Source organism: Serratia sp. KH_031 (genome assembly GCF_057839655.1).
On record NZ_CM174496.1, the window covers coordinates 194095 to 215976 of the forward strand.

Genomic DNA, 21882 nt, shown 5'->3' on the forward strand with positions numbered 1-21882 from the left:
TGATAGACTCGGCGGATTAATTATCCATACAAGCAAGCCTTTGGCATCGGGTTAGGGTCAGAAAATGGCAAAAGATAAGAAACGTGGGTTTTTCTCCTGGTTAGGCTTCGGCCAGAAGGAAGAAGAGCAGCAGCAACCTGAAGCCTCGGCAGAACAGACGGAAGCTCAGGCCGTGGAGACTCAGTCTGTGAAAACACGGGCTGAACCGGTTGCCCCTAAGCTGGACGATAAGCTCCCAGCCCAGGAATCTGAGCCAGCGATTTGTGTTGACACGCCTGGTGAGTGGGATACCAACCTAGATGCGGAACAGGTAGCAGAAAACGTGCCGGTGCTGGATGAACGCCTGCCGTTAGAAGAAACGCAGATTTCGCCAGCGGTCGAAGAAGTTACAGTCGAAGAAATTGTCGAACCGGAAGCCATTGTTGAACCAGAACCTGAAATCATCGAACCGGTGATTGTCGAAGCTGAACCTGTTGCTGAAATAGAACCCGAAGTGGTTATTGCTCATGCAGAGCCAGAGCAGCCTGAATTGTTGGCACCGGCGGTCACGCAAGAGCAAGAGCGCCCAACCAAAGAAGGTTTCTTCGCTCGCCTAAAACGCAGCTTACTGAAAACAAAACAAAATCTCGGTTCCGGATTTGTCAGTCTGTTCCGCGGTAAGAAAATCGACGACGATCTGTTCGACGAGTTGGAAGAACAACTGCTGATCGCCGACGTGGGGGTAGAAACCACACGCAAAATTATTGCTTCCCTTACCGAGCATGCCAGCCGCAAGCAGTTGAAAGACGCTGAAGCGTTGTACGGCAAGCTGAAGGAAGAAATGTCTGGAATTCTGTCTACCGTGGATCAGCCGTTGGATGTCAGCGGTAAAACGCCGTTCGTCATCTTGATGGTTGGGGTTAACGGTGTAGGTAAAACCACCACCATCGGTAAGTTGGCACGTCAATTCCAAGCCGAAGGTAAATCGGTGATGCTGGCGGCAGGGGATACCTTCCGTGCGGCAGCAGTGGAGCAACTGCAAGTTTGGGGCGAGCGCAACCGTATTCCGGTGATAGCGCAGCATACTGGTGCCGATTCCGCCTCAGTCATTTTCGATGCCGTACAGGCCGCTAAAGCACGTAATATCGATGTTTTGATTGCCGACACCGCTGGGCGTTTGCAGAATAAAGCCCACCTGATGGAAGAATTAAAGAAAATCGTTCGCGTTATGAAAAAACTGGACGAGGACGCCCCCCATGAGGTTATGCTGACTCTTGATGCCAGTACCGGGCAAAATGCGGTCAGCCAGGCGAAATTATTTAATGAAGCCGTAGGGTTAACGGGCATCACATTGACTAAACTGGACGGTACCGCCAAAGGCGGGGTGATCTTCGCGATCGCCGATCAGTTTAGTATCCCGATTCGCTATATTGGCGTTGGGGAAGGTATTGACGATTTGCGGCCATTTAAGGCCGACGATTTCATTGAGGCACTTTTTGCCCGAGAGGATTAAGACGGATGATTCGCTTTGAACAGGTCAGCAAGGCTTATCTGGGCGGACGGCAGGCGCTACAGGGGGTAGATTTCCATCTACGCCCGGCGGAGATGGCGTTCCTGACCGGCCATTCAGGCGCAGGTAAAAGTACCCTGCTGAAACTGATTTGTGGTATCGAACGGCCAAGCGCCGGACATATCTGGTTTGGCGGGCATGACATCAGTCGGTTGAAGAACCGTGAAGTGCCATTCCTACGCCGCCAGATCGGCATGATCTTCCAGGATCACCATCTGCTGCTGGATCGCACGGTGTATGACAACGTCGCGATGCCGCTGGTTATTGCGGGTGCTAGCACCGAAGATATTCGCCGTCGCGTCTCTGCCGCGCTGGACAAGGTGGGGTTGTTGGATAAAGCGAAAAACTTCCCGATCCAACTTTCTGGCGGTGAACAACAGCGTGTGGGCATTGCTCGTGCGGTGGTGAACAAACCCGCCGTACTGCTGGCGGATGAACCGACCGGTAACCTGGACGACGCGCTGTCGGAAGGTATTTTGCGTCTGTTTGAAGAATTTAACCGCGTTGGCGTCACGGTGCTGATGGCAACCCACGACACGGGGCTGATTGCCCGTCGCAACTACCGCATCCTGACGCTCAGCCAGGGTCGTATGGCTGGAGGGGCGCATCATGGCGAATAATGCAAAAACCGCCAAGAGCAAGGCACTGCGCGGTGGCTGGCGTGAACAGTGGCGTTATGCGTGGCTGAATGCGATTGCCGACATGCTGCGCCAGCCGATGGCAACGCTGCTGACGGTGATGGTTATCGCTATCTCGCTGACGCTGCCGAGCGTGTGCTATATCGTGTGGAAAAACGTCAGTACCGCGGCGACCCAGTGGTATCCCACACCACAACTGACGGTGTATCTCGATAAAGCACTCAGCGATGATGCTGCGGTTAAAGTCTTGGATGCGTTGAAGACCGAAGCCGGAGTAGACAAAGTCAATTACTTGTCACGTGAAGAAGCGCGTGGTGAATTCCGCAACTGGTCTGGCTTTGGCGGTGCGCTGGATATGCTGGAAGAGAACCCGTTGCCAGCGGTCGCTATCATCACACCGAAGATGGATTTCCAGAGTGCTGACACGCTAAATACCCTGCGCGACCGAGTGGCGGCAGTGCAAGGGGTGGACGAAGTGCGCATGGACGACAGCTGGTTTGCTCGCTTAGCAGCGCTGACTGGGCTGGTCGGCCAGATTGCCGCGATGATCGGTATTTTGATGATTGTCGCAGTGTTCTTGGTGATCGGTAACAGCGTGCGGTTAAGCATTTTCAGTCGTCGCGACACCATTAACGTGATGAAGCTGATTGGCGCTACTGACGGCTTTATTCTGCGTCCATTCCTTAATGGTGGGGCGATGCTGGGCTTCTTCGGTGCGCTGTTATCGCTGATTTTGTCGGGAGCGTTAGTGTGGAAGCTTGGCTCGGTAGTGACCAATGTCGCCAAAGTATTCGGCACCAGTTTTACCTTGCATGGCCTAAGCTGGGATGAAGCGTTATTGCTGTTGATCATCTCGGCGATGATCGGTTGGATCGCCGCCTGGCTAGCGACCGTACAACATTTACGCCGATTTACACCACAGTAGCGTTTTTTTGATATAATCTTCTCCTGCTGCATGGATCCTGTCTGCGGGAGAAGATCCTTCTTCGATATTTCGCACAATTTCCTTACCTGTCCGAATTTTCGTCACGTATTGTTTGGCACAGACTGCCTGGTACATATTGCTTGGTACATTGTGTGTTAAAAAGAGTGAACCAATAAGGCTGAACAGGGTCTTAGAATGCAGCAAATGTTAAGGTGCCTGGCGTGTGGAACCGCTTTTGCAATATAGCGAATAGCAACTGTCGTAAAATCAAAGACATCCCCGCCGTAAACTCACCTGCATAGTTTTTCCAAAGAGAGGGTTTGAATGACCAAAGAAATGCAAACTTTAGCTTTAGTCCCACAGGGCAGCTTGGAAGCCTACCTGCGGGCAGCCAACACCTATCCGATGCTGACGGCAGAGGAAGAGCGGGAACTGGCTGAACGGCTGCATTATCAGGGCGATCTGGAAGCTGCTAAGCAGCTGATCTTGGCTCACCTGCGCTTTGTCGCTCATATTGCCCGCAACTATTCCGGTTACGGCTTGCCACAGGCTGACTTGATTCAGGAAGGCAATATCGGTCTGATGAAAGCCGTACGTCGCTTCAACCCAGAGGTTGGGGTGCGTCTGGTATCCTTTGCGGTGCATTGGATCAAGGCAGAGATTCACGAGTACGTGCTGCGCAACTGGCGTATCGTCAAAGTGGCCACCACCAAGGCGCAACGCAAACTGTTCTTCAACCTGCGTAAAACCAAGCAGCGTCTGGGCTGGTTTAATCAGGATGAAGTCGAGCTGGTTGCGCGTGAGCTGGGTGTGACCAGCAAAGACGTACTCGAGATGGAATCCCGCATGGCGGCACAGGATATGACTTTCGATCCAACGCCGGACGACGATGCTCGTGAAGGGCAGTCGATGGCGCCTGTGCTGTACTTGCAAGATAAGAGCTCTGACTTTGCTGCCAGCATCGAAGAAGACAACTGGGAGCACGACGCCTCTGATAAGCTTGCTTATGCATTGGAAGGTTTGGACGAGCGTAGCCAGCACATCATCCGTGCTCGCTGGTTGGACGATGATAACAAGTCTACTCTGCAAGAGCTGGCTGATCAGTACGGTGTTTCCGCCGAACGTGTGCGTCAGTTAGAAAAGAACGCCATGAAGAAATTGAAAATGGCGATCGAGGCGTAATAGCCAGATATAAAAAGAAAAACCCGGCTGGTCCGGGTTTTTTTGTCGCTTTATTTCAGCCAAAGCTCACCTTGCGCGGTAAACCCGCAGGCCTTCATAAAATTATCCACCTCACCACGTTCACGCGGCGTTAGCCCTGCAGTAGAGAGCTGCCACTGTTTCACCTGTGGTAATTGACGCTCCGCATCTTGCACCAGATATAACCCCACCCCACGGCGACGCGTGACCTCGCGCACCAACACATCGTGCAATTGCGCTTTCTCGCCATCCAACTCAATTTTCACCGCTCCCAATAACCGTTCATTAAAACGTGCCGCAAACAGCGCTTTGTCGCCATTGAGCCAGCTTTGCCATTGTTTTTCTTGCTGATGTGGCCAAATTTTACTGAGATCGATCAGGTCTTGTGGGGATAGCGAAATTAAACGCTCAATAGTCAGTTTCATACCAAGATTCCAAGCGGTGAGGCGATGTTGCTAGTGTAATAGATCTTGTGCGGCAGGTTGTGTAAGTTTTTCTGTACGAAGGCTTCGCAGAATGTTTTTTGCTAAACGCATTTTCCGAGTAAAAAATTAGAAAGCAGATCGAAAACCAGCACAACACGCTGTGACTTTTCGAAATTGTCGAATAATCAATCCGGATTTTATCCTGTTTACACCGCTTGTTTCTGAGTGTGTCAGTTGATTTGCAGCATAAAACTCCTGTTTAATGGCATGAAAAATAAAGTCTTATTAGAAAATATTGCCGTAATAACACCTAAATCATTATTACTTATGAATAAAAACGGTAACTAACGGTTAGGTTAGGCAAACACAACAGCACGTACACAACGACAGATAGGGGTTAGACGGATGAAATTCACAACGGGTAAAGCACTGCTGGCTGGTTGTATCGCGATGGCAATTGGCCATAGCGCAATGGCAAAAGACATTAAAGTGGCGATCGTCGGGGCGATGTCTGGCCCGGTGGCGCAGTATGGCGATATGGAGTTTACCGGCGCGAAACAGGCGATTGCCGATATCAACGCCAAGGGCGGCATCAAAGGTGACAAACTGGTTGGTGTGGAATACGACGATGCCTGTGACCCGAAACAAGCGGTAGCGGTCGCCAACAAAGTGATCAACGACGGTATCCGTTACGTGATCGGTCACCTGTGCTCTTCATCCACTCAGCCGGCTTCCGATATTTATGAAGACGAAGGTGTGATCATGATTACCCCGGCGGCAACCAACGCCGATCTGACCACTCGTGGTTACAAAATGATTATGCGCACCACTGGCCTAGATTCCGATCAAGGGCCAACGGCGGCTAAATATATCCTCGAAGAGATCAAACCGAAGCGCATTGCCGTGGTGCACGACAAACAACAGTACGGTGAAGGTTTGGCACGTTCTGTTCGCGACAGCCTGAAAAAACAGGGCACTGATGTTGTGATGTTTGAAGGTATCACCGCTGGTGATAAAGATTTCTCCACCTTGGTGGCGCGTCTGAAGAAAGAGAACGTCGATTTCGTTTACTTTGGCGGTTACTACCCGGAAATGGGGCAGATCCTGCGTCAAGCCAAACAGGCTGGCCTGACAACCAAATTCATGGGGCCGGAAGGCGTGGGTAACTCTTCGCTGTCGAACATTGCTGGTGCGGCTTCTGAAGGCATGTTGGTGACGCTGCCGAAGCGTTACGACCAAGTGCCAGCTAACCAACCGATTGTTGATGCCCTGAAAGCCAAGAAACTGGACCCAACCGGGCCGTTCGTGTGGACCACTTACGCGGCACTGCAATCTCTGGTCACTGGGATGGAGCGTAGCGGCAGCCAAGAGCCCGCCGACATCGTTAAAGACCTGAAAGAAGGTAAGCCAGTAGAAACTGTTATGGGGCCACTGAGCTGGGATGAGAAAGGCGATCTGAAAGGGTTCGAGTTCGGTGTATTTACTTGGCATGCCGACGGAACTTCAACTCCAATTAAATAAGCCATAATTATTAGGGCAGGGGAAAATTCCTTGCCCTTTTACCTGAATTTTTTGCGTGGTTCAGGTGTTTGCAAAACTTAACCAAGGGTTAGGGTATGTCAGAGCAGTTTCTCTATTTTCTGCAGCAGATGTTCAACGGTGTGACGTTGGGCAGCACCTATGCATTGATCGCCATCGGTTACACCATGGTTTATGGCATCATCGGCATGATCAACTTCGCCCATGGCGAGGTGTATATGATCGGTAGCTACGTCTCGTTTATCGTGATCGCAGCGTTAATGATGATGGGTATCGACGTCGGCTGGTTGCTGATCGGTTGCGCCTTCCTCGTCTCGATAGTGATCGCCAGCGCCTACGGTTGGAGTATCGAACGGGTGGCCTACAAACCGGTACGACATTCTAAACGTTTGATCGCGCTGATCTCCGCCATCGGGATGTCGATCTTCTTACAAAACTACGTCAGCCTGACTCAAGGTTCGCGCGATTTGGCCTTGCCGAGCCTTGTTACCGGTCAGTGGACGCTGGGTGAAAGCAACGGCTTTGCCGCCACCATCAGCAGTATGCAGTTGATCATCTGGGTAGTGACTTTCTTGGCGATGCTGGCACTGACGCTGTTTATTCGTTATTCCCGCATGGGGCGAGCTTGCCGCGCCTGCGCAGAAGATTTGAAAATGGCCAGCTTGCTGGGCATTAACACCGATCGTGTGATCTCGTTGACCTTCGTTATTGGCGCAGTGATGGCCGCAGTGGCGGGGGTGTTACTCGGCCAGTTCTACGGTGTGATCAACCCGTATATCGGCTTTATGGCGGGCATGAAAGCCTTCACCGCCGCGGTACTTGGCGGCATTGGCAGTATTCCTGGCGCGATGATCGGTGGTTTGGTGCTTGGCATTGCCGAGGCGTTGACCTCGGCTTATTTGAGTACCGAATACAAAGACGTGGTTTCCTTCGCATTGTTGATTGTGGTGCTGTTGGTGATGCCAACCGGTATTCTTGGGCGCCCGGAGGTTGAGAAAGTATGAAACTCGACCTGCTTAATGCCGTTATTGCCACGGTAGTGTTGTTTGTGATGGCCTCGTTCCTGATGGGGATGCAACTGAGTCTGGATGGCACCAAGTTGGTGGTTCACGGTGCGGCGGAGGTTCGCTGGATGTGGATTGGTATCGGCTGCGTGGTGGTGTTTTTCTTCCAGTTACTACGTCCATTGATGCAGTACGGGCTGAAAAAAATTTCCGGCCCGTCGTTGGTATTACCCAGTTTTGATGGCACCACGTTGCGTCAAAAATTGTTGGCGGCGTTGATTATTATCGCTGCCGTGGCTTGGCCGTTTCTGGTGTCTCGCGGCACGGTGGATATCGCCACTCTGACGCTAATCTACGTGATGCTCGGCCTCGGCTTGAACGTGGTGGTTGGGCTTTCCGGTCTGTTGGTGCTGGGTTACGGCGGTTTTTACGCCATCGGCGCCTATACCTACGCCTTGCTGAATCACTATTACGGCCTAGGCTTCTGGGAAAGCCTACCGCTGGCGGGGATTGTCACCGCCGCTTTCGGTTTCCTGCTGGGTTTCCCGGTGCTGCGCTTACGTGGTGACTATCTGGCGATCGTGACGCTCGGTTTTGGCGAAATCGTCCGTATCTTACTGTTAAACAACACCGAAATTACCGGCGGGCCAAACGGTATCAGCCAAATCCCTAAACCGACTCTCTTTGGTTTGGAATTCAGTCGCAGTGCGCGCGATGGCGGTTGGGATACCTTCCACAATTTCTTCGGCCTGCAATACGATCCGGGTGACCGCATTATCTTCCTGTATCTGGTGGTGCTGTTGCTGGTGGTGCTGACGCTGTTCGTCATCAACCGTCTGTTGCGTATGCCGTTAGGGCGCGCTTGGGAAGCACTGCGCGAAGATGAAATCGCCTGCCGCTCTCTGGGCTTGAGCCCAACCAAAATCAAACTGACCGCTTTCACCATCAGCGCTGCGTTCGCTGGTTTTGCCGGCACGTTGTTTGCTGCACGCCAAGGGTTTGTCAGCCCAGAATCTTTCACCTTCGTTGAATCCGCGTTCGTGCTAGCGATTGTGGTGCTCGGCGGCATGGGTTCGCAGTTCGCCGTGATCCTGGCCGCTATCTTACTGGTGGTTTCCCGTGAGTTGATGCGTGACCTGAACGAATACAGCATGTTGGTGCTGGGTGCATTAATGGTATTAATGATGATTTGGCGGCCACAAGGTCTGCTGCCGATGAAGCGTCCACAACTTAAGCTGAAAGCGGCAGATATTCACGTGGGTAAAGGAGAACAAGCATGAGTGCTCAACCTTTACTGGCGGTAGAAGGATTGTCGATGCGTTTTGGCGGCCTGTTGGCGGTCAACAACGTGGCGTTGGAACTGCATCAAGGTGAAATCGTTTCATTGATCGGACCAAACGGTGCGGGGAAAACCACGGTATTTAACTGCCTGACTGGTTTTTATCGCCCGACCAGCGGCACCATCAAACTGCGCGATCGCCATTTGGAAGGATTATCCGGCCAGACTATCGCGCGTATGGGCGTGGTGCGAACTTTCCAACATGTGCGTCTGTTCCGTGAAATGACAGTAATTGAGAACCTGCTGGTGGCACAGCATCAACATTTGAAAAGCGGTCTGTTTGCCGGTTTGCTGAAAACCCCGGCTTTCCGCCGTGCCGAAGCGGATGCGCTCGACCGGGCTGCCGTTTGGCTGGAACGCGTCGGCTTGTTGGAAATGGCTAACCGTTCGGCGGGTAATCTGGCTTACGGTCAGCAGCGTCGGTTGGAAATTGCACGTTGCATGGTGACGCGCCCGGAACTGTTGATGTTAGACGAACCGGCGGCCGGACTGAACCCGAAAGAAACCGACGAACTGGATCAGCTAATTGTCGAACTGCGTAACCAACATCAGGTTTCGGTGCTGTTGATCGAACACGATATGAAATTGGTGATGGGGATTTCCGACCGTATTTACGTGGTGAATCAGGGAACGCCGTTGGCGCAAGGCAAACCGGCAGAAATCCGCAATAACCCGGATGTGATCCGGGCCTATCTGGGCGAATAAAAATATGTTGTCATTTAATCAGGTATCCGCCCATTACGGCAAAATTCAGGCGCTGCATCAGGTCAGCCTGAACATTAAACAGGGGGAAATCGTCACCCTGATCGGTGCTAACGGTGCCGGTAAAACTACACTGCTCGGCACGTTGTGCGGTGAGCCGCGTGCGAGCGAAGGTTCGATCACTTTCCTCGATAACGACATTACCCAATGGCAAACTTCGCGCATCATGCGTGAAGCGGTGGCGATCGTCCCTGAAGGTCGGCGGGTGTTCTCGCGCATGACGGTGGAAGAGAATCTGGCGATGGGCGGTTTTTTTGCCGATCGTCAGCAATATCAGCAACGTATCGATCGTGTGTTCCACCTGTTCCCACGTCTACTGGAACGCCGCAATCAGCGTTCTGGCACTATGTCCGGTGGTGAGCAACAGATGCTGGCGATTGGTCGTGCATTGATGAGCCAGCCGAAACTGTTATTGCTTGATGAGCCTTCGCTTGGCCTTGCGCCGATCATTATCCAGCAGATTTTCGACATTATTCAGCAACTGCGAGAAGAGGGCATGACCATCTTCTTGGTCGAGCAAAACGCTAACCAAGCGCTGAAATTGGCGGATCGTGGTTATGTGCTGGAAAATGGTCGCGTGGTGTTGGAAGATACGGGAGCCGCATTGTTAGCAAACGAAGCAGTACGCTCCGCCTACTTAGGTGGATGATCTGCTCCTGAGAATGAAAAATAATCAAGAATGAGAGCAAGAAATGAAGACTGAAGGACTCCTCGCGCAACGCATCGTTAATGTCAAAAGTTCGGCCATCCGCGAGTTGCTGAAACACAGCAAAATGGAGCATGTGATTTCGCTGGCAGGCGGTATTCCCTCTGATGCGCTGTTCGATTTTGAAGGTTTGAGCATGGCTACCCACCAGGCGATCACCGAACAGCCGAAGAGTGCTTTCCAGTATGGTTTGACTGAAGGTAGTTACGTGCTGCGTGAGCGCATTTGCGAGTTGTGCAAAGAGCGCGGTGTTACTGCGACAGCCGAAGACGTGATGGTCACTGCCGGTTCGCAGCAGGCGTTGGATCTGGTGATGCGCGCCATCGTGAACCCGGGTGATGTGTTTGTGGTGGAACGCCCGACCTATCTGGCGGCGCTGCAAACGCTGGAATTGGCAGAAGCCAACATCATGTCGGTGTCTTCTGACAGCGATGGCATGGTGGTCGAAGAGCTCGCCGAGCTGCTGAAAACACAGAAAATCAAAGGCGTGTATGTGGTGCCGAACTTCGGTAACCCAAGCGGCCTAACGCTGAGTGCGCCACGTCGTGAGCTATTAGTCAAACTGGCAGAGCAGCACAACTTCCTGATTATTGAAGATGATCCATACGGCGAACTGCGTTTCACCGACGAGCGCAACAGCACCCTGTATCAAGTCTCCCAGCAGGTGTTGGGTCATACCGATAACATCATCTATACCTCGACTTTCTCCAAGATTTTGGCGCCGGGTCTACGTTTAGGTTGGGCAATCTTGCCGCCGGTGTTGCTGCATAAAGTGGCGATCATCAAGCAGGCCGCGGATCTTCACGCCAGTGCGTTGTCGCAAAGTATCGTTGAATGTTACCTCGGTTTGGATCGTCTGCCGGGGCAGATCGACAAGATCCGGGCGGCGTACCAACATAAAGGTGAGCTGTTAGCCGGGCTGGTGGAAAAAGAGCTGAGTGACGTGATCAGCTTCGATATGCCGAAGGGCGGGATGTTCCTGTGGGCGCGTTTCCGTGATGAACAATTTGATGCGACGGCTTGGTTGAAAACTACCTTGGAAAACGGCGTAGTGTTTGTGCCGGGAGAATATTTCTTCTCCGATAAGCCAGACCGTTCTACCTTCCGTCTGTCGTTCGCCACCGCGACCGAACAGCAAATGCAAGAAGCGGTCGCTCGCCTGCGTCGCTCGTTGTAATACCTTCGGTGGCGGAGTGTTTTGCTCCGCCACCGACATCAAACCGCAATCTATGCTTCACCCTCCTATCATATGACTGTCATCTGACGGTTATTATTCTGTCATCCGCGCATGGCATGTTATTCCCCGTCATCTTTCAAGCTGCAGCGTTGTTGGCTGCCCTTACTCACCCCAGTCACTTACTTGAGTAAGCTCCTGAGGATTATGAGCCGAGGCTCACCCTACGGGCCAGCGCAAGCGCTGTTCAAATCAGTCTGACGACCAATTTGTCGTTCGGTTGCCGCCTAGCTGCATCTTGAAAGCTTTAGGGGACAAGTTCCGAATTTTCGCTCACGCGTTTATTACACCAGCTTTTTTCAGGAGTTAGGCATGCTCACCTACGTTATTCGCAAAACGACATTGTGCGTTGCGTTGACCCTCATGGTCAGCACTCAAGCACTGGCAGTGACCGAGATCCCGTTCTGGCATTCGATGGAAGGCGAACTGGGTAAAGAAGTCGATTCCCTAGCGAATCGTTTTAACCAGTCACAAACCGACGTAAAAATCGTTCCAGTTTATAAAGGCAACTACGAACAAAGTCTGGCAGCGGGCATTGCGGCTTACCGCTCCGGTAAAGCCCCCGCGATCTTGCAAGTGTACGAAGTGGGCACGGCAACCATGATGGCCAGTAAGGCGATTAAGCCGGTATACGAAGTGTTTAAAGACGCTGGCATCAACTTTGACGAGTCGGTATTCGTGGATGCGGTGGCCGGCTACTACACCGACAATAAGAGTGGACGTCTGCTATCCCAGCCATTCAACAGCTCCACCCCGGTGCTGTATTACAACAAAGATGCGTTCAAAAAAGCCGGTCTGAACCCGGACCAACCGCCAAAAACGTGGCAGGAACTGGCGACGGACGCCGCTAAACTACGTGAAGCGGGGATGAAGTGTGGCTACGCCAGTGGCTGGCAGGGCTGGATCCAGCTTGAGAACTTCAGCGCTTGGAACGGTGTGCCGTTCGCCAGTGAGAACAACGGATTTGGCGGCACAAATGCCAAACTGGAGTTTAACCAACCGCTACAAGTTCAACATATTCAGTTGCTGGCAGACATGGGTAAGAAGGGTGATTTCACCTACTTTGGTCGTAAAGACGAATCTACCGAGAAGTTCTATAACGGTGATTGCGCGATCACGACCGCCTCTTCTGGCTCGTTGGCGGATATCAAACAGTACGCCAAATTCAACTTTGGTGTTGGCATGATGCCCTATGACGCCAAGGCTAAAAATGCGCCACAAAACGCCATTATCGGCGGTGCCAGTCTGTGGGTGATGAACGGCAAAGATGCCGCTACCTACAAGGGTGTGGCCGAGTTCTTGCAGTATCTGGCACAGCCGGAAATCGCTGCCGAATGGCACCAGAAAACTGGTTATTTGCCTATCACCACTACCGCATACAATCTGACCAAGCAACAAGGCTTCTATGACAAGAATCCGGGGGCGGATGTTGCTACACGTCAGATGCTGAACAAGCCGCCGTTGCCGTTCACCAAGGGTCTACGTCTGGGTAACATGCCGCAGATCCGCACCGTGGTGGATGAAGAATTGGAAAGCGTGTGGACTGGCAAGAAAACCCCCCAACAGGCGCTGGATGCTGCCGTGCAGCGTGGTGACGTGTTGCTGCGCCGTTTCGAATCCTCGACGAAATAAGTCACGGCTACTGCGCTTCGCTATTCTGGGACTGGGCAGTGCTCGCTCTCCTCATGGACTGAGTGAGCTGTGCGCTGTCCGTACCCAGACTGGCTTTGCTCGCGACATCTCGTTTCGCATTGCCCGTCTTTTGCCTTCATGAGTCTTTGATTATGAGCTCACATCGTCCCGGTTTCGGCTGTAGCTGGTTGCCCTATGTTCTGGTGCTGCCGCAACTGTTGATCACCGCAATATTCTTCCTGTGGCCTGCTGGCGAGGCGCTGTGGTATTCGGTGCAGAGTCTTGATCCATTCGGCTTGTCTAGCCAGTTTGTCGGGTTAGATAACTTTACCCAACTGTTCCAAGATCCCTACTACCTTGATTCGTTCTACACCACGCTGATTTTCAGCTTCTTGGTGGCGGGTATCGGGCTGGTGGTGTCGCTGTTCTTCGCCGCGCTGGTGGATTATGTGCTGCGTGGCAGTCGGATTTATCAGACTTTGATGATTCTGCCTTATGCCGTGGCTCCTGCGGTGGCGGCGGTGTTGTGGATCTTTCTATTCAACCCCGGTCTCGGGCTGATTACCCATTTCCTCAGCGGACTGGGCTATAACTGGAACCACGCGCAGAACAGCGGGCAGGCGATGTTCTTGGTGGTGTTGGCTTCTGTATGGCAGCAAATCAGCTATAACTTCCTGTTTTTCCTCGCGGCGTTACAGTCAATTCCACGTTCGTTGGTCGAAGCGGCGGCTATCGACGGTGCTGGCCCGGTGCGGCGTTTTTTCAATCTGGTGTTGCCGTTGATCACGCCAGTGAGCTTCTTCCTGCTAGTGGTGAATCTGGTGTACGCCTTCTTCGATACTTTCCCGGTGATCGATGCCGCGACCGGCGGCGGGCCAGTGCAGTCCACCACCACGCTAATCTACAAGATCTACCGCGAAGGTTTTGCCGGTCTGGATCTGTCCAGTTCTGCGGCGCAGTCGGTGATCCTGATGTTGCTGGTGATTGGCCTGACAGTGATCCAGTTCCGTTTTGTCGAACGTAAGGTGCGCTACCAATGATTGAGAATCGACGCGGGTTGGATATCTTCAGCCATCTCATGCTGATTATTGGCGTGCTGGTGGTGCTGTTCCCGCTGTACGTGGCCTTTGTCGCCGCTACGCTGGATGACCAACAGGTATTCCAAGTGCCGATGAGCCTGATCCCGGGCGGCCATCTGTGGGAAAATATCAGCAATATCTGGCAGGGTGGCGTGGGTAACCTCAAGGTGCCGTTTTCGCTGTTGCTGCTGAACAGCGTTATCATGGCGCTGGCTATCACCTTCGGCAAAATCGTGGTGTCGGTATTATCAGCCTATGCCATCGTTTATTTCCGTTTTCCGCTGCGCAGCCTGTTTTTCTGGTTGATTTTCCTCACCTTGATGCTACCGGTGGAAGTCCGTATTTTCCCGACAGTGGAGGTGATCTCCAATCTCAACCTGCTGGATAGCTACACCGGCCTGACGCTGCCGTTGATGGCTTCGGCGACCGCCACCTTCCTGCTACGCCAGTTCTTTATGACATTGCCGGACGAACTGCTGGAAGCGGCGCGCATTGATGGTGCTGGCCCGATGCGTTTCTTCTGGGACATCGTGCTACCACTATCAAAGACTAATCTGGCGGCACTGTTTGTCATCACCTTTATCTACGGTTGGAATCAGTATCTGTGGCCGATCCTGATCACCAGCGATGCCTCAATGGGCACTGCGGTGGCGGGTATCAAAAGCATGATCTCCACCTCCGGTGCGCCGACCCAATGGAATCAAGTGATGGCAGCGATGATTCTGACCTTAATCCCACCGCTGGCGGTGGTTCTTCTGATGCAGCGCTGGTTTGTGCGCGGTTTGGTTGATAGCGAGAAGTAATGAAATGGCAGGTTTAAAACTACAGGCAGTCACCAAATCCTACGACGGTAAAACGCCAGTGATTAAGCAGATCGATCTCGACGTGGCGGATGGTGAATTTATTGTGATGGTCGGCCCGTCCGGCTGCGGTAAATCGACGCTGTTGCGTATGGTCGCCGGGCTGGAACGTACCACCAGCGGCGATATTTATATCGATAGCCAGCGTGTCACTGAGATGGAGCCAAAAGATCGCGGTATCGCGATGGTATTCCAAAACTATGCGTTGTATCCGCATATGAGCGTGTATGACAACATGGCCTATGGCCTGAAAATTCGTGGCTTTGGCAAACAGCATATCCAACAACGGGTCGCAGAAGCGGCACGTATTTTAGAACTGGAGCCGTTGCTACAGCGCAAGCCACGCGAGTTGTCCGGTGGTCAGCGTCAGCGGGTGGCGATGGGGCGTGCCATCGTGCGTGAACCGGCGGTATTCCTGTTTGATGAGCCGCTGTCCAACCTGGACGCCAAGCTACGCGTGCAAATGCGCTTGGAATTACAGCAACTGCACCGACGTTTGAAAACCACCAGCCTGTACGTGACGCACGATCAGGTGGAAGCGATGACGCTGGCGCAGCGGGTGATTGTGATGAACAAGGGCGTAGCAGAACAGATTGGCACCCCGAGTGAGGTTTACCAACGCCCGGCGTCGTTGTTTGTCGCCAGCTTTATTGGTTCACCAGCGATGAACTTGTTGCCCGGTACGTTGAGTGCCGACGGCAACCAACTGCAGTTAGCGGACGGCATGACATTGAATTTACCGCAGCCGCAAGCGCAATGGGGTGGTCGCCAGTTGACCCTCGGTATCCGTCCAGAGCATATTCAACTGACCGGCGCTGAACAGGGGGGCGTCCCCTTGGTACTGCAAACGCTGGAGTTATTGGGCGCGGATAACTTGGCGCACGGGCAGTGGGGTGCCCACGGTGTGATTGCGCGACTGTCGCATGAAACTATGCCAACTGCGGGCAGCACGCTATATTTGCAACTGCCTGCACAGGCATTGCACTTTTTTGATACCGATAGCGGATTACGGATGGAATGATGACCACAGTTTGGCCTTACCCTCATATTGTTGCCCATCGCGGTGGCGGTTCTCTCGCGCCTGAAAATACTCTAGCGGCGATCGACGTTGGTGCGCAGCACGGCCATAAAATGATTGAGTTCGATGCCAAGCTAACGCAAGACGGGCAGGTGTTTCTGCTGCATGACGACACTCTTGATCGCACCAGCAACGGTTGGGGTGTGGCGGGTGAACTGCCGTGGGACAAATTGGTACAGTTGGATGCCGGAAACTGGTACAGCGCGGCATTTAAAGGTGAACGTTTGCCGTTGCTGTCAGCCGTGGCGCAACGTTGCCAGCAACATGGGTTGATGGCGAATATCGAAATAAAACCCACTACTGGCGCTGAAGCGGAAACGGGGCGTGTGGTGGCGTTAGCCGCTCGGCAACTGTGGCAAGGGCAGACGGCTCCGCTATTGTCTTCGTTCTCGCTAGAAGCCTTGGCTGCGGCACAAACCGCCGTGCCGGAACTGCCACGGGGTTTGTTACTGGAAGAGTGGGACGATAACTGGCAGGCGCTGACCGAACGACTTGGCTGTGTGTCTTTGCATATCGCGCATCAACAATTAACTGCTGAACGAGTGAAAATGCTGAAAGATGCGGGTTTGCGCATTTTGGTGTATACCGTTAACAACCCGAAGAGGGCGCGTTTATTGCTGGATTGGGGTGTGGATTGTATCTGCACCGACCGGATCGACGCGATCGGCGCAGATTTTTGATCATTTCACCGTAGGTACTGGTTGTACTGCTGGCGTAGTGCGATCAAACGGATTACGTGGTTGATTGTTATTCAGTAGCAACTGATCGTTATTCGGCAGTAACTGACTGTTCTGCTGGAGTTTTTGCTGGTTGTTATCGAACTGGCGCTGTTGTTGCAAACGGCGCTGATCCATTTGCTGATTATTCAACATCCGCTGCTGTTGCATCTGTTGATTACGCTGGTTCAGCATTTGTTGCTGTGAACTTAACGGCGTTACGCCGTTTTCCGCCATCGCCAAGCACGGTAATAGCAGTAAGGTAAACCAATAGCGTTTCATCACTCGTCCTCCTTTCTACTCATTTTAACGTAATACTGCGCAATCATCGAAAGATTAATTTTTGCTCAGATGTAAACTATCTTTCTGCTCCGCTACTCTTCCGCTTCCGTTACAATCGCCTTTTGTGATCCATTAGAGCGAATCTGCCGTGTTTTTATTGGTTATTACCACCATTTTGTGGGCGTTTTCTTTTAGCCTGATTGGCGAATATTTGGCGGGTCAGGTCGATAGTTGGTTCTCGGTGCTGATGCGCGTTGGCCTTGCAGCGCTGGTATTTCTGCCATTCTTGCGTTGGCGCAATATCAAACTGCGCGTCATCTTGATGTATATGATCGTGGGCGCTTTCCAGTTAGGCATCATGTACCTGCTCAGCTTCCGCGCCTATATGTATTTGACGGTACAGGAATTCCTGCTATTTACCGTGCTAACACCGTTATACATCACATTGATCTACGATTTAGTCAGTAGACGAGGTTTGCGTTGGGGTTATGTATTCAGCGCATTACTCGCGGTAGCGGGGGCGGCGATTATCCGCTATCACCAACTGAGTGAGCACTTCTGGTGGGGACTATTGTTGGTACAAGCGGCGAATATCAGTTTTGCCATCGGCATGGTGGGCTACAAACGTTTGATGGAAGTGCATCCGTTGCCGCAACACACCGCATTTTCGTGGTTCTATTTAGGGGCACTGGTGGTCGCGGTGATTGCGTGGTGTCTGTGGGGTAATCCACAACAGTTGCCGACGACCAATCTGCAATGGGGCATTCTGGTGTGGCTGGGCGTGGTAGCTTCCGGGCTCGGTTATTTCATGTGGAACTACGGCGCAACGCAGGTGGATGCTGGTACGCTAGGCATCATGAACAATATGCACGTTCCCGCCGGGTTGCTGGTTAATTTGGCTATCTGGCATCAGCAGCCGCACTGGCCGAGTTTTATCGTCGGTGCGGCAGTGATTGTCGCCTCGTTGTGGGTGCATCGGCGTTGGGTCAGATAACGCCATTTAATTGTCGGTTTTTATTTTGCCCCTCTTGGGGCAATCAAGATGTAATAAGAACAACCACTTCACAGATTATTTATTAAATAATATGACGTATAGAATTATTCTCATGAGTTATATTTTTCTCGTTAGATTCTTAAATGGCCTCATTTAAAAACACCTTAAGAAATCCTTAAGAAGTTTATGTTCATCTACTCCCTGAAAAGTATTTTTATTATATAACGGTTTGTTATTATCTTGCTAAAAATATTATAAAAATAGATATTATTAATTTTTTATATAATTTGCCTTTTTACTTTTATTTTTTGATATGTGACAACGGTCATTTTTCTATATAAGCCATAAGATTATTTACCTAAAGGGAATTTATGAACACTGAAAAGCCCATTCGTATTGCATTGTATTCACACGATGCAGTCGGGCTAGGACATCTACGTAGAAATCTTGCGCTGTCATACAGCTTGAATACCGGCCTACAACGCCCTGTAACGGGTATCATTATTTCGGGCAATCATCAGGCGGGTCGTTTAAGTCGGCCAGAAAATTGGGATTTGCTGGTCTTGCCGGGATACAAAAAGGTCGGGGGGCAGTATAAATCTCGGCAACTCTCAATGCCGTTAGATGAACTGGTCGAAATGCGATCGAGTATTTTATCTAGCACATTAAAGGCGTTTCAGCCGGATATTCTTATTGTAGATAAACATCCGGCCGGGTTATGTGGTGAGTTATTGCCAGCATTAAATGAATTGAAAGATACTCAAAAAGTACTAGGCCTTAGAGATATTCTTGATGCTCCATCAGTAGCGCAAGAGCAATGGCATAAAAGCGGGAATAATCCTGTAGTGATGCAATATTACGATCGCCTTTGGATATATAGCGATCCGCGTGTGCATTCACCGTTTGACTCAGGTGAATTGCCTGCCGAATTACGTAATATTTCAGATTTCACCGGTTATTTAGCTAACGGTCGCCGAACTCAAGGTGCGCCAGATGAAGAAACAAAACAACTTTGGAGTCGTCAACTATTGACCTTTGTTGGCGCGGGCTCTGATGGTTTTCCCGTGGCGATGGCGGCAGCTACTGCCGCTATTCCTGAAGGCTATCAACACATTATCTGTACTGGCCCTGATATGCCTGCCGCTGATGTGGATAAATTGCATCAGGCAGTCACTCAATCTTCAGTACAAGTGGTGCCGTTTATAGAACATGCCGCGACGCGTATTACTTATGCGGCAGGGCTGCTAACCATGGGCGGGTACAACACCATTTGCGAAGCCTTGGCAACCACGACGCCGACGCTGGTGATCCCACGGCAAATACCGCGCCTAGAACAACAAATTCGCGCACAAAAGCTGGCTGATTGCGGCCTGATCGATATGTGTCTGCTGGAAAATGTGAGTCCACAACGTATTAGTGACTGGTTTGCCCTGTGTTGCGGCCAACGTATTGTGCGCCGTGGAATAGATCTGGATGGTCTACAGCAAGTCCCGAAATTAGCTATCTCATTGTTAAAAAATAAGGAAGGAACCTATGGTGACGCAACATTCCGTAACACCACGCACAGGGTATGTGCTTAAAACTTATCCCAAGTTGTCCGAGACATTTATTACCAGTGAAATTTTGGCGCGTGAGGCGGCAGGTGAGGAACTGGAAATCTTCGCGCTGCGCCAACCCACAGACGATCTAACCCACGCGGTATTAAAGCAGGTTCAAGCGCCAATAATCTACGTTCCTTGTCCGGAAACGGCTGTTGAATTATGGCGGTTGTTGCGTCAAGTAACGACAACGTTACCGCATTTGAGCCAGCATTTGCCGGCATTACTTGCCGTGCCACATCATGTGGCGGCGCAAGCCATTATGATTGCGCAGTATGCCTGCGAACGGCAGATCACGCATTTACATGCGCATTTTGCCACGGTATCTGCCGATACCGCGGCGTTGGCCGCTCGTTTGGCGTGGATACCGTTTTCGGTAACGGCTCATGCCAAAGATTTATTCCATGAATCTGTTTCTCACGATCATCTGAAGCAACTGTTTACTCAGGCACATCATGTGGTAGCGATCAGTGATTACAACGCTAACTGGTTGGCCACTCAGCTTAATTCCAAGGCGCCCACTGACGGTTTTCGTGTACATCGTATTTACAACGGATTGAATTTGCATACGTTCACCTTCCAACCTCCAGTGGATCGAGGGGAGAAGAGCCCTCGTTTTGTTGCCGTTGGACGTTTGGTCGAGAAAAAAGGTTTTATCGATCTGGTGGATGCGGCGGCAATGCTGCGTGATGGGGGGATGGATTTCCATCTGGATATCGTGGGTACCGGCGCTGAACACGACCGTTTGCAGGTGCGGATAGGCGAGCATGGCTTGGAACAACAGGTGACATTGCGCGGTGCGATGCCGCAAGAGGAAGTGATCCCGTTATTGCGACAGGCGACGGCATTCGCTGCACCTTGTGTGGTGGGGCAAGACGGCAACGCCGACGGATTACCTACCGTCTTGCTGGAAGCGATGGCCTTAGGTATACCTTGCATTGGAACCGATGTGACTGGCATTCCGGAGGTCATTCAACATGAGGTCACCGGTTTGATGGTGCCGCAGCACGATCCCGCAACCTTGGCAAACGCACTGGCTCGTTTGGCGCAGGATCCCGCGTTGTGCCAGCGTCTGGCGGTAGCAGCTCGAGCGTTAATCGAACAGAATTTTGATTCTGCTATGCAGGCTTCTTTGCTCGCAAAGGCGCAGAACGACGTTATGCGAGAGGAGGCTTTTTGATGAATATTGCCTACGTTTGTGCCGATCCCGGCATTCCGGTGTTCGGTACCAAAGGAGCCAGTGTCCACGTACAAGAAGTTATTCGAGCATTACGCCGTGCTGGGCATCAGGTGGAAATTCTCTGTGTACGTCGTGGTGATGATGTTCCTGCCGATTTGGCCGATGTGAAGGTACATACCTTCCCATTGGCAAAAGATTTACTAACCACAGCAGAACGTGAGGAAGCTGTTTGGTATGCCAGTCGCAACATGGTGAAAACACTGGCTGCGATGAGACCGGACTGGATTATTGAACGTTACTCGCTGTTTAGTGCCGACGTCATGCTATACGCCAAAGAGAATGACATACCGTGTGCGTTAGAGGTCAACGCCCCGTTATGGGAAGAACAGCTCAAATATCGTGAGTTGGTTCATCTGGATCGTGCCAAGGCAACCATCACTACAGCGGCTCAGGCTGCATCGGTGGTGATCTCTGTCTCGACACCCGTCGCTGATTGGGTCAAAAAACATGCACCTTTAGCGAATGTGTTGATGTTGCCTAATGGTGTGAATGTCGAACGCATCCAGCCAGTTGTTCCTCGCCAGCAACCATCGTCACTGATGATCGGCTTTATCGGTACGCTTAAACCCTGGCATGGTGTCGAAGTCTTGTTCAACGCGGTTGCTTTGGCTGGTCGTTCGGACTGGCAACTGTGCGTCGTTGGCGACGGTCCACAGGCTGAAGTGTTACACCAACAAGCCGAGGTATTGGGGCTACGAGTGGAATTTACTGGAGCGGTAGCCCCGAGCCGCATCCCGACGCTACTGCAATGTATGGATATTGCAGTGGCTCCCTACACCGCAGAAGCCGATCCCTATTTCTCTCCGCTTAAAGTCTATGAATATGCTGCCGCTGGGCTACCGATTGTCGCGGGTGCTTATGGACAACTTAGCGATGTGTTAGTCCACGAGAAAACGGCGCTGCTATTTCCTCCAGGGGATCACCAAGCCTTGGCTCAGCAATTGTTACTGTTGGCGGGCTCTACAACTTTGCGCCACCAGCTAGGTAGTGCGGCGCGGCAGTGGGCGTTAGGGCAGACGTGGGATGCAGTGGTGGAGAGAATGCTCCAAGCCATGCAAACCGCCGATTCACAACGAGGGTGA

The 21882-nt window shown here is 51.9% G+C and carries 21 protein-coding genes; 19 read left to right on the forward strand and 2 right to left on the reverse strand.

What is annotated here, in order from left to right; genetic code table 11:
* The first annotated feature begins 64 nt into the window (after positions 1-64).
* From ftsY to rpoH, 4 genes are all read left to right on the forward strand, one after another.
* Positions 65-1492, forward strand: coding sequence for a signal recognition particle-docking protein FtsY (gene ftsY, locus AC3ISQ_RS00855; protein ID WP_489350119.1), 1428 nt, complete (start codon positions 65-67; stop codon positions 1490-1492).
* Between the two features lie 5 nt (positions 1493-1497).
* Positions 1498-2169 carry a cell division ATP-binding protein FtsE gene (gene ftsE, locus AC3ISQ_RS00860; protein ID WP_489350120.1) on the forward strand — a complete coding sequence of 224 codons (672 nt, stop codon included), beginning with the start codon at positions 1498-1500 and terminating at the stop codon, positions 2167-2169.
* The gene (ftsX, locus tag AC3ISQ_RS00865; RefSeq protein WP_489350121.1) at positions 2159-3112 is read left to right on the forward strand and encodes a permease-like cell division protein FtsX; all 954 of its coding nucleotides are present in this window, start codon (positions 2159-2161) and stop codon (positions 3110-3112) included. Before ftsE ends, ftsX begins: the two co-directional genes overlap by 11 nt.
* A 324-nt stretch (positions 3113-3436) precedes the next feature.
* The gene (gene rpoH, locus AC3ISQ_RS00870; RefSeq protein ID WP_489350122.1) at positions 3437-4294 is read left to right on the forward strand and encodes an RNA polymerase sigma factor RpoH; all 858 of its coding nucleotides are present in this window, start codon (positions 3437-3439) and stop codon (positions 4292-4294) included.
* A 50-nt stretch (positions 4295-4344) separates the two neighbouring features.
* Here the strand turns inward: rpoH and panM are convergent, their stop codons facing one another.
* Positions 4345-4737, reverse strand: a complete 393-nt coding sequence (gene panM, locus AC3ISQ_RS00875; RefSeq protein WP_489350123.1) for an aspartate 1-decarboxylase autocleavage activator PanM — start codon at positions 4735-4737, stop codon at positions 4345-4347.
* A gap of 405 nt (positions 4738-5142) precedes the next feature.
* Between panM and AC3ISQ_RS00880 the strand changes: the two genes are divergently transcribed.
* The 11 genes from AC3ISQ_RS00880 to ugpQ all read left to right on the forward strand — a co-directional run bounded on the left by AC3ISQ_RS00880 (position 5143) and on the right by ugpQ (position 16650).
* Complete coding sequence (locus AC3ISQ_RS00880) at positions 5143-6258, forward strand: branched-chain amino acid ABC transporter substrate-binding protein (RefSeq protein WP_489350124.1); 1116 nt, start codon at positions 5143-5145, stop codon at positions 6256-6258.
* A gap of 95 nt (positions 6259-6353) precedes the next feature.
* On the forward strand, positions 6354-7280 hold the full coding sequence (livH, locus tag AC3ISQ_RS00885) for a high-affinity branched-chain amino acid ABC transporter permease LivH (RefSeq protein ID WP_489350125.1): 927 nt from the start codon (positions 6354-6356) through the stop codon (positions 7278-7280).
* The gene (locus tag AC3ISQ_RS00890; RefSeq protein WP_489350126.1) at positions 7277-8560 is read left to right on the forward strand and encodes a high-affinity branched-chain amino acid ABC transporter permease LivM; all 1284 of its coding nucleotides are present in this window, start codon (positions 7277-7279) and stop codon (positions 8558-8560) included. The genes livH and AC3ISQ_RS00890 overlap by 4 nt, the downstream gene beginning before the upstream one ends.
* Positions 8557-9324 carry a high-affinity branched-chain amino acid ABC transporter ATP-binding protein LivG gene (gene livG, locus AC3ISQ_RS00895; protein ID WP_489350127.1) on the forward strand — a complete coding sequence of 256 codons (768 nt, stop codon included), beginning with the start codon at positions 8557-8559 and terminating at the stop codon, positions 9322-9324. The genes AC3ISQ_RS00890 and livG overlap by 4 nt, the downstream gene beginning before the upstream one ends.
* Before the next feature lie 4 nt (positions 9325-9328).
* Positions 9329-10030, forward strand: a complete 702-nt coding sequence (gene livF / locus AC3ISQ_RS00900) for a high-affinity branched-chain amino acid ABC transporter ATP-binding protein LivF (RefSeq protein ID WP_489350128.1) — start codon at positions 9329-9331, stop codon at positions 10028-10030.
* A gap of 43 nt (positions 10031-10073) precedes the next feature.
* Positions 10074-11264, forward strand: coding sequence for an aminotransferase-like domain-containing protein (locus AC3ISQ_RS00905; protein ID WP_489350129.1), 1191 nt, complete (start codon positions 10074-10076; stop codon positions 11262-11264).
* 369 nt (positions 11265-11633) lie between these two features.
* Positions 11634-12953, forward strand: a complete 1320-nt coding sequence (gene ugpB / locus AC3ISQ_RS00910) for a sn-glycerol-3-phosphate ABC transporter substrate-binding protein UgpB (protein ID WP_489350130.1) — start codon at positions 11634-11636, stop codon at positions 12951-12953.
* 152 nt (positions 12954-13105) lie between these two features.
* Entirely contained in the window at positions 13106-13993 is an 888-nt protein-coding gene (ugpA, locus tag AC3ISQ_RS00915) for a sn-glycerol-3-phosphate ABC transporter permease UgpA (RefSeq protein ID WP_489350131.1), read from the forward strand.
* Positions 13990-14835: a sn-glycerol-3-phosphate ABC transporter permease UgpE gene (ugpE, locus tag AC3ISQ_RS00920; protein ID WP_489350132.1), complete on the forward strand. Its 846-nt coding sequence runs from the start codon at positions 13990-13992 to the stop codon at positions 14833-14835. Before ugpA ends, ugpE begins: the two co-directional genes overlap by 4 nt.
* A 4-nt stretch (positions 14836-14839) precedes the next feature.
* Positions 14840-15913 carry a sn-glycerol-3-phosphate import ATP-binding protein UgpC gene (locus AC3ISQ_RS00925; RefSeq protein ID WP_489350133.1) on the forward strand — a complete coding sequence of 358 codons (1074 nt, stop codon included), beginning with the start codon at positions 14840-14842 and terminating at the stop codon, positions 15911-15913.
* Positions 15913-16650, forward strand: a complete 738-nt coding sequence (gene ugpQ / locus AC3ISQ_RS00930; protein WP_489353081.1) for a glycerophosphodiester phosphodiesterase — start codon at positions 15913-15915, stop codon at positions 16648-16650. The genes AC3ISQ_RS00925 and ugpQ overlap by 1 nt, the downstream gene beginning before the upstream one ends.
* Here the strand turns inward: ugpQ and AC3ISQ_RS00935 are convergent, their stop codons facing one another.
* Positions 16651-16968: a hypothetical protein gene (locus AC3ISQ_RS00935; RefSeq protein ID WP_489350134.1), complete on the reverse strand. Its 318-nt coding sequence runs from the start codon at positions 16966-16968 to the stop codon at positions 16651-16653.
* Between the two features lie 148 nt (positions 16969-17116).
* On the opposite strand from AC3ISQ_RS00935, the gene AC3ISQ_RS00940 reads away from it, so the two are divergent.
* The 4 genes from AC3ISQ_RS00940 to AC3ISQ_RS00955 all read left to right on the forward strand — a co-directional run bounded on the left by AC3ISQ_RS00940 (position 17117) and on the right by AC3ISQ_RS00955 (position 21882).
* The gene (locus AC3ISQ_RS00940) at positions 17117-17962 is read left to right on the forward strand and encodes a carboxylate/amino acid/amine transporter (RefSeq protein WP_489350135.1); all 846 of its coding nucleotides are present in this window, start codon (positions 17117-17119) and stop codon (positions 17960-17962) included.
* A gap of 371 nt (positions 17963-18333) precedes the next feature.
* Positions 18334-19542, forward strand: a complete 1209-nt coding sequence (locus AC3ISQ_RS00945; protein ID WP_489350136.1) for a glycosyltransferase family protein — start codon at positions 18334-18336, stop codon at positions 19540-19542.
* Positions 19496-20740 (forward strand): glycosyltransferase family 4 protein, encoded by a 1245-nt coding sequence (locus AC3ISQ_RS00950; RefSeq protein WP_489350137.1) that lies wholly within the window; start codon positions 19496-19498, stop codon positions 20738-20740. The genes AC3ISQ_RS00945 and AC3ISQ_RS00950 overlap by 47 nt, the downstream gene beginning before the upstream one ends.
* Positions 20740-21882, forward strand: coding sequence for a glycosyltransferase family 4 protein (locus AC3ISQ_RS00955; RefSeq protein ID WP_489350138.1), 1143 nt, complete (start codon positions 20740-20742; stop codon positions 21880-21882). The genes AC3ISQ_RS00950 and AC3ISQ_RS00955 overlap by 1 nt, the downstream gene beginning before the upstream one ends.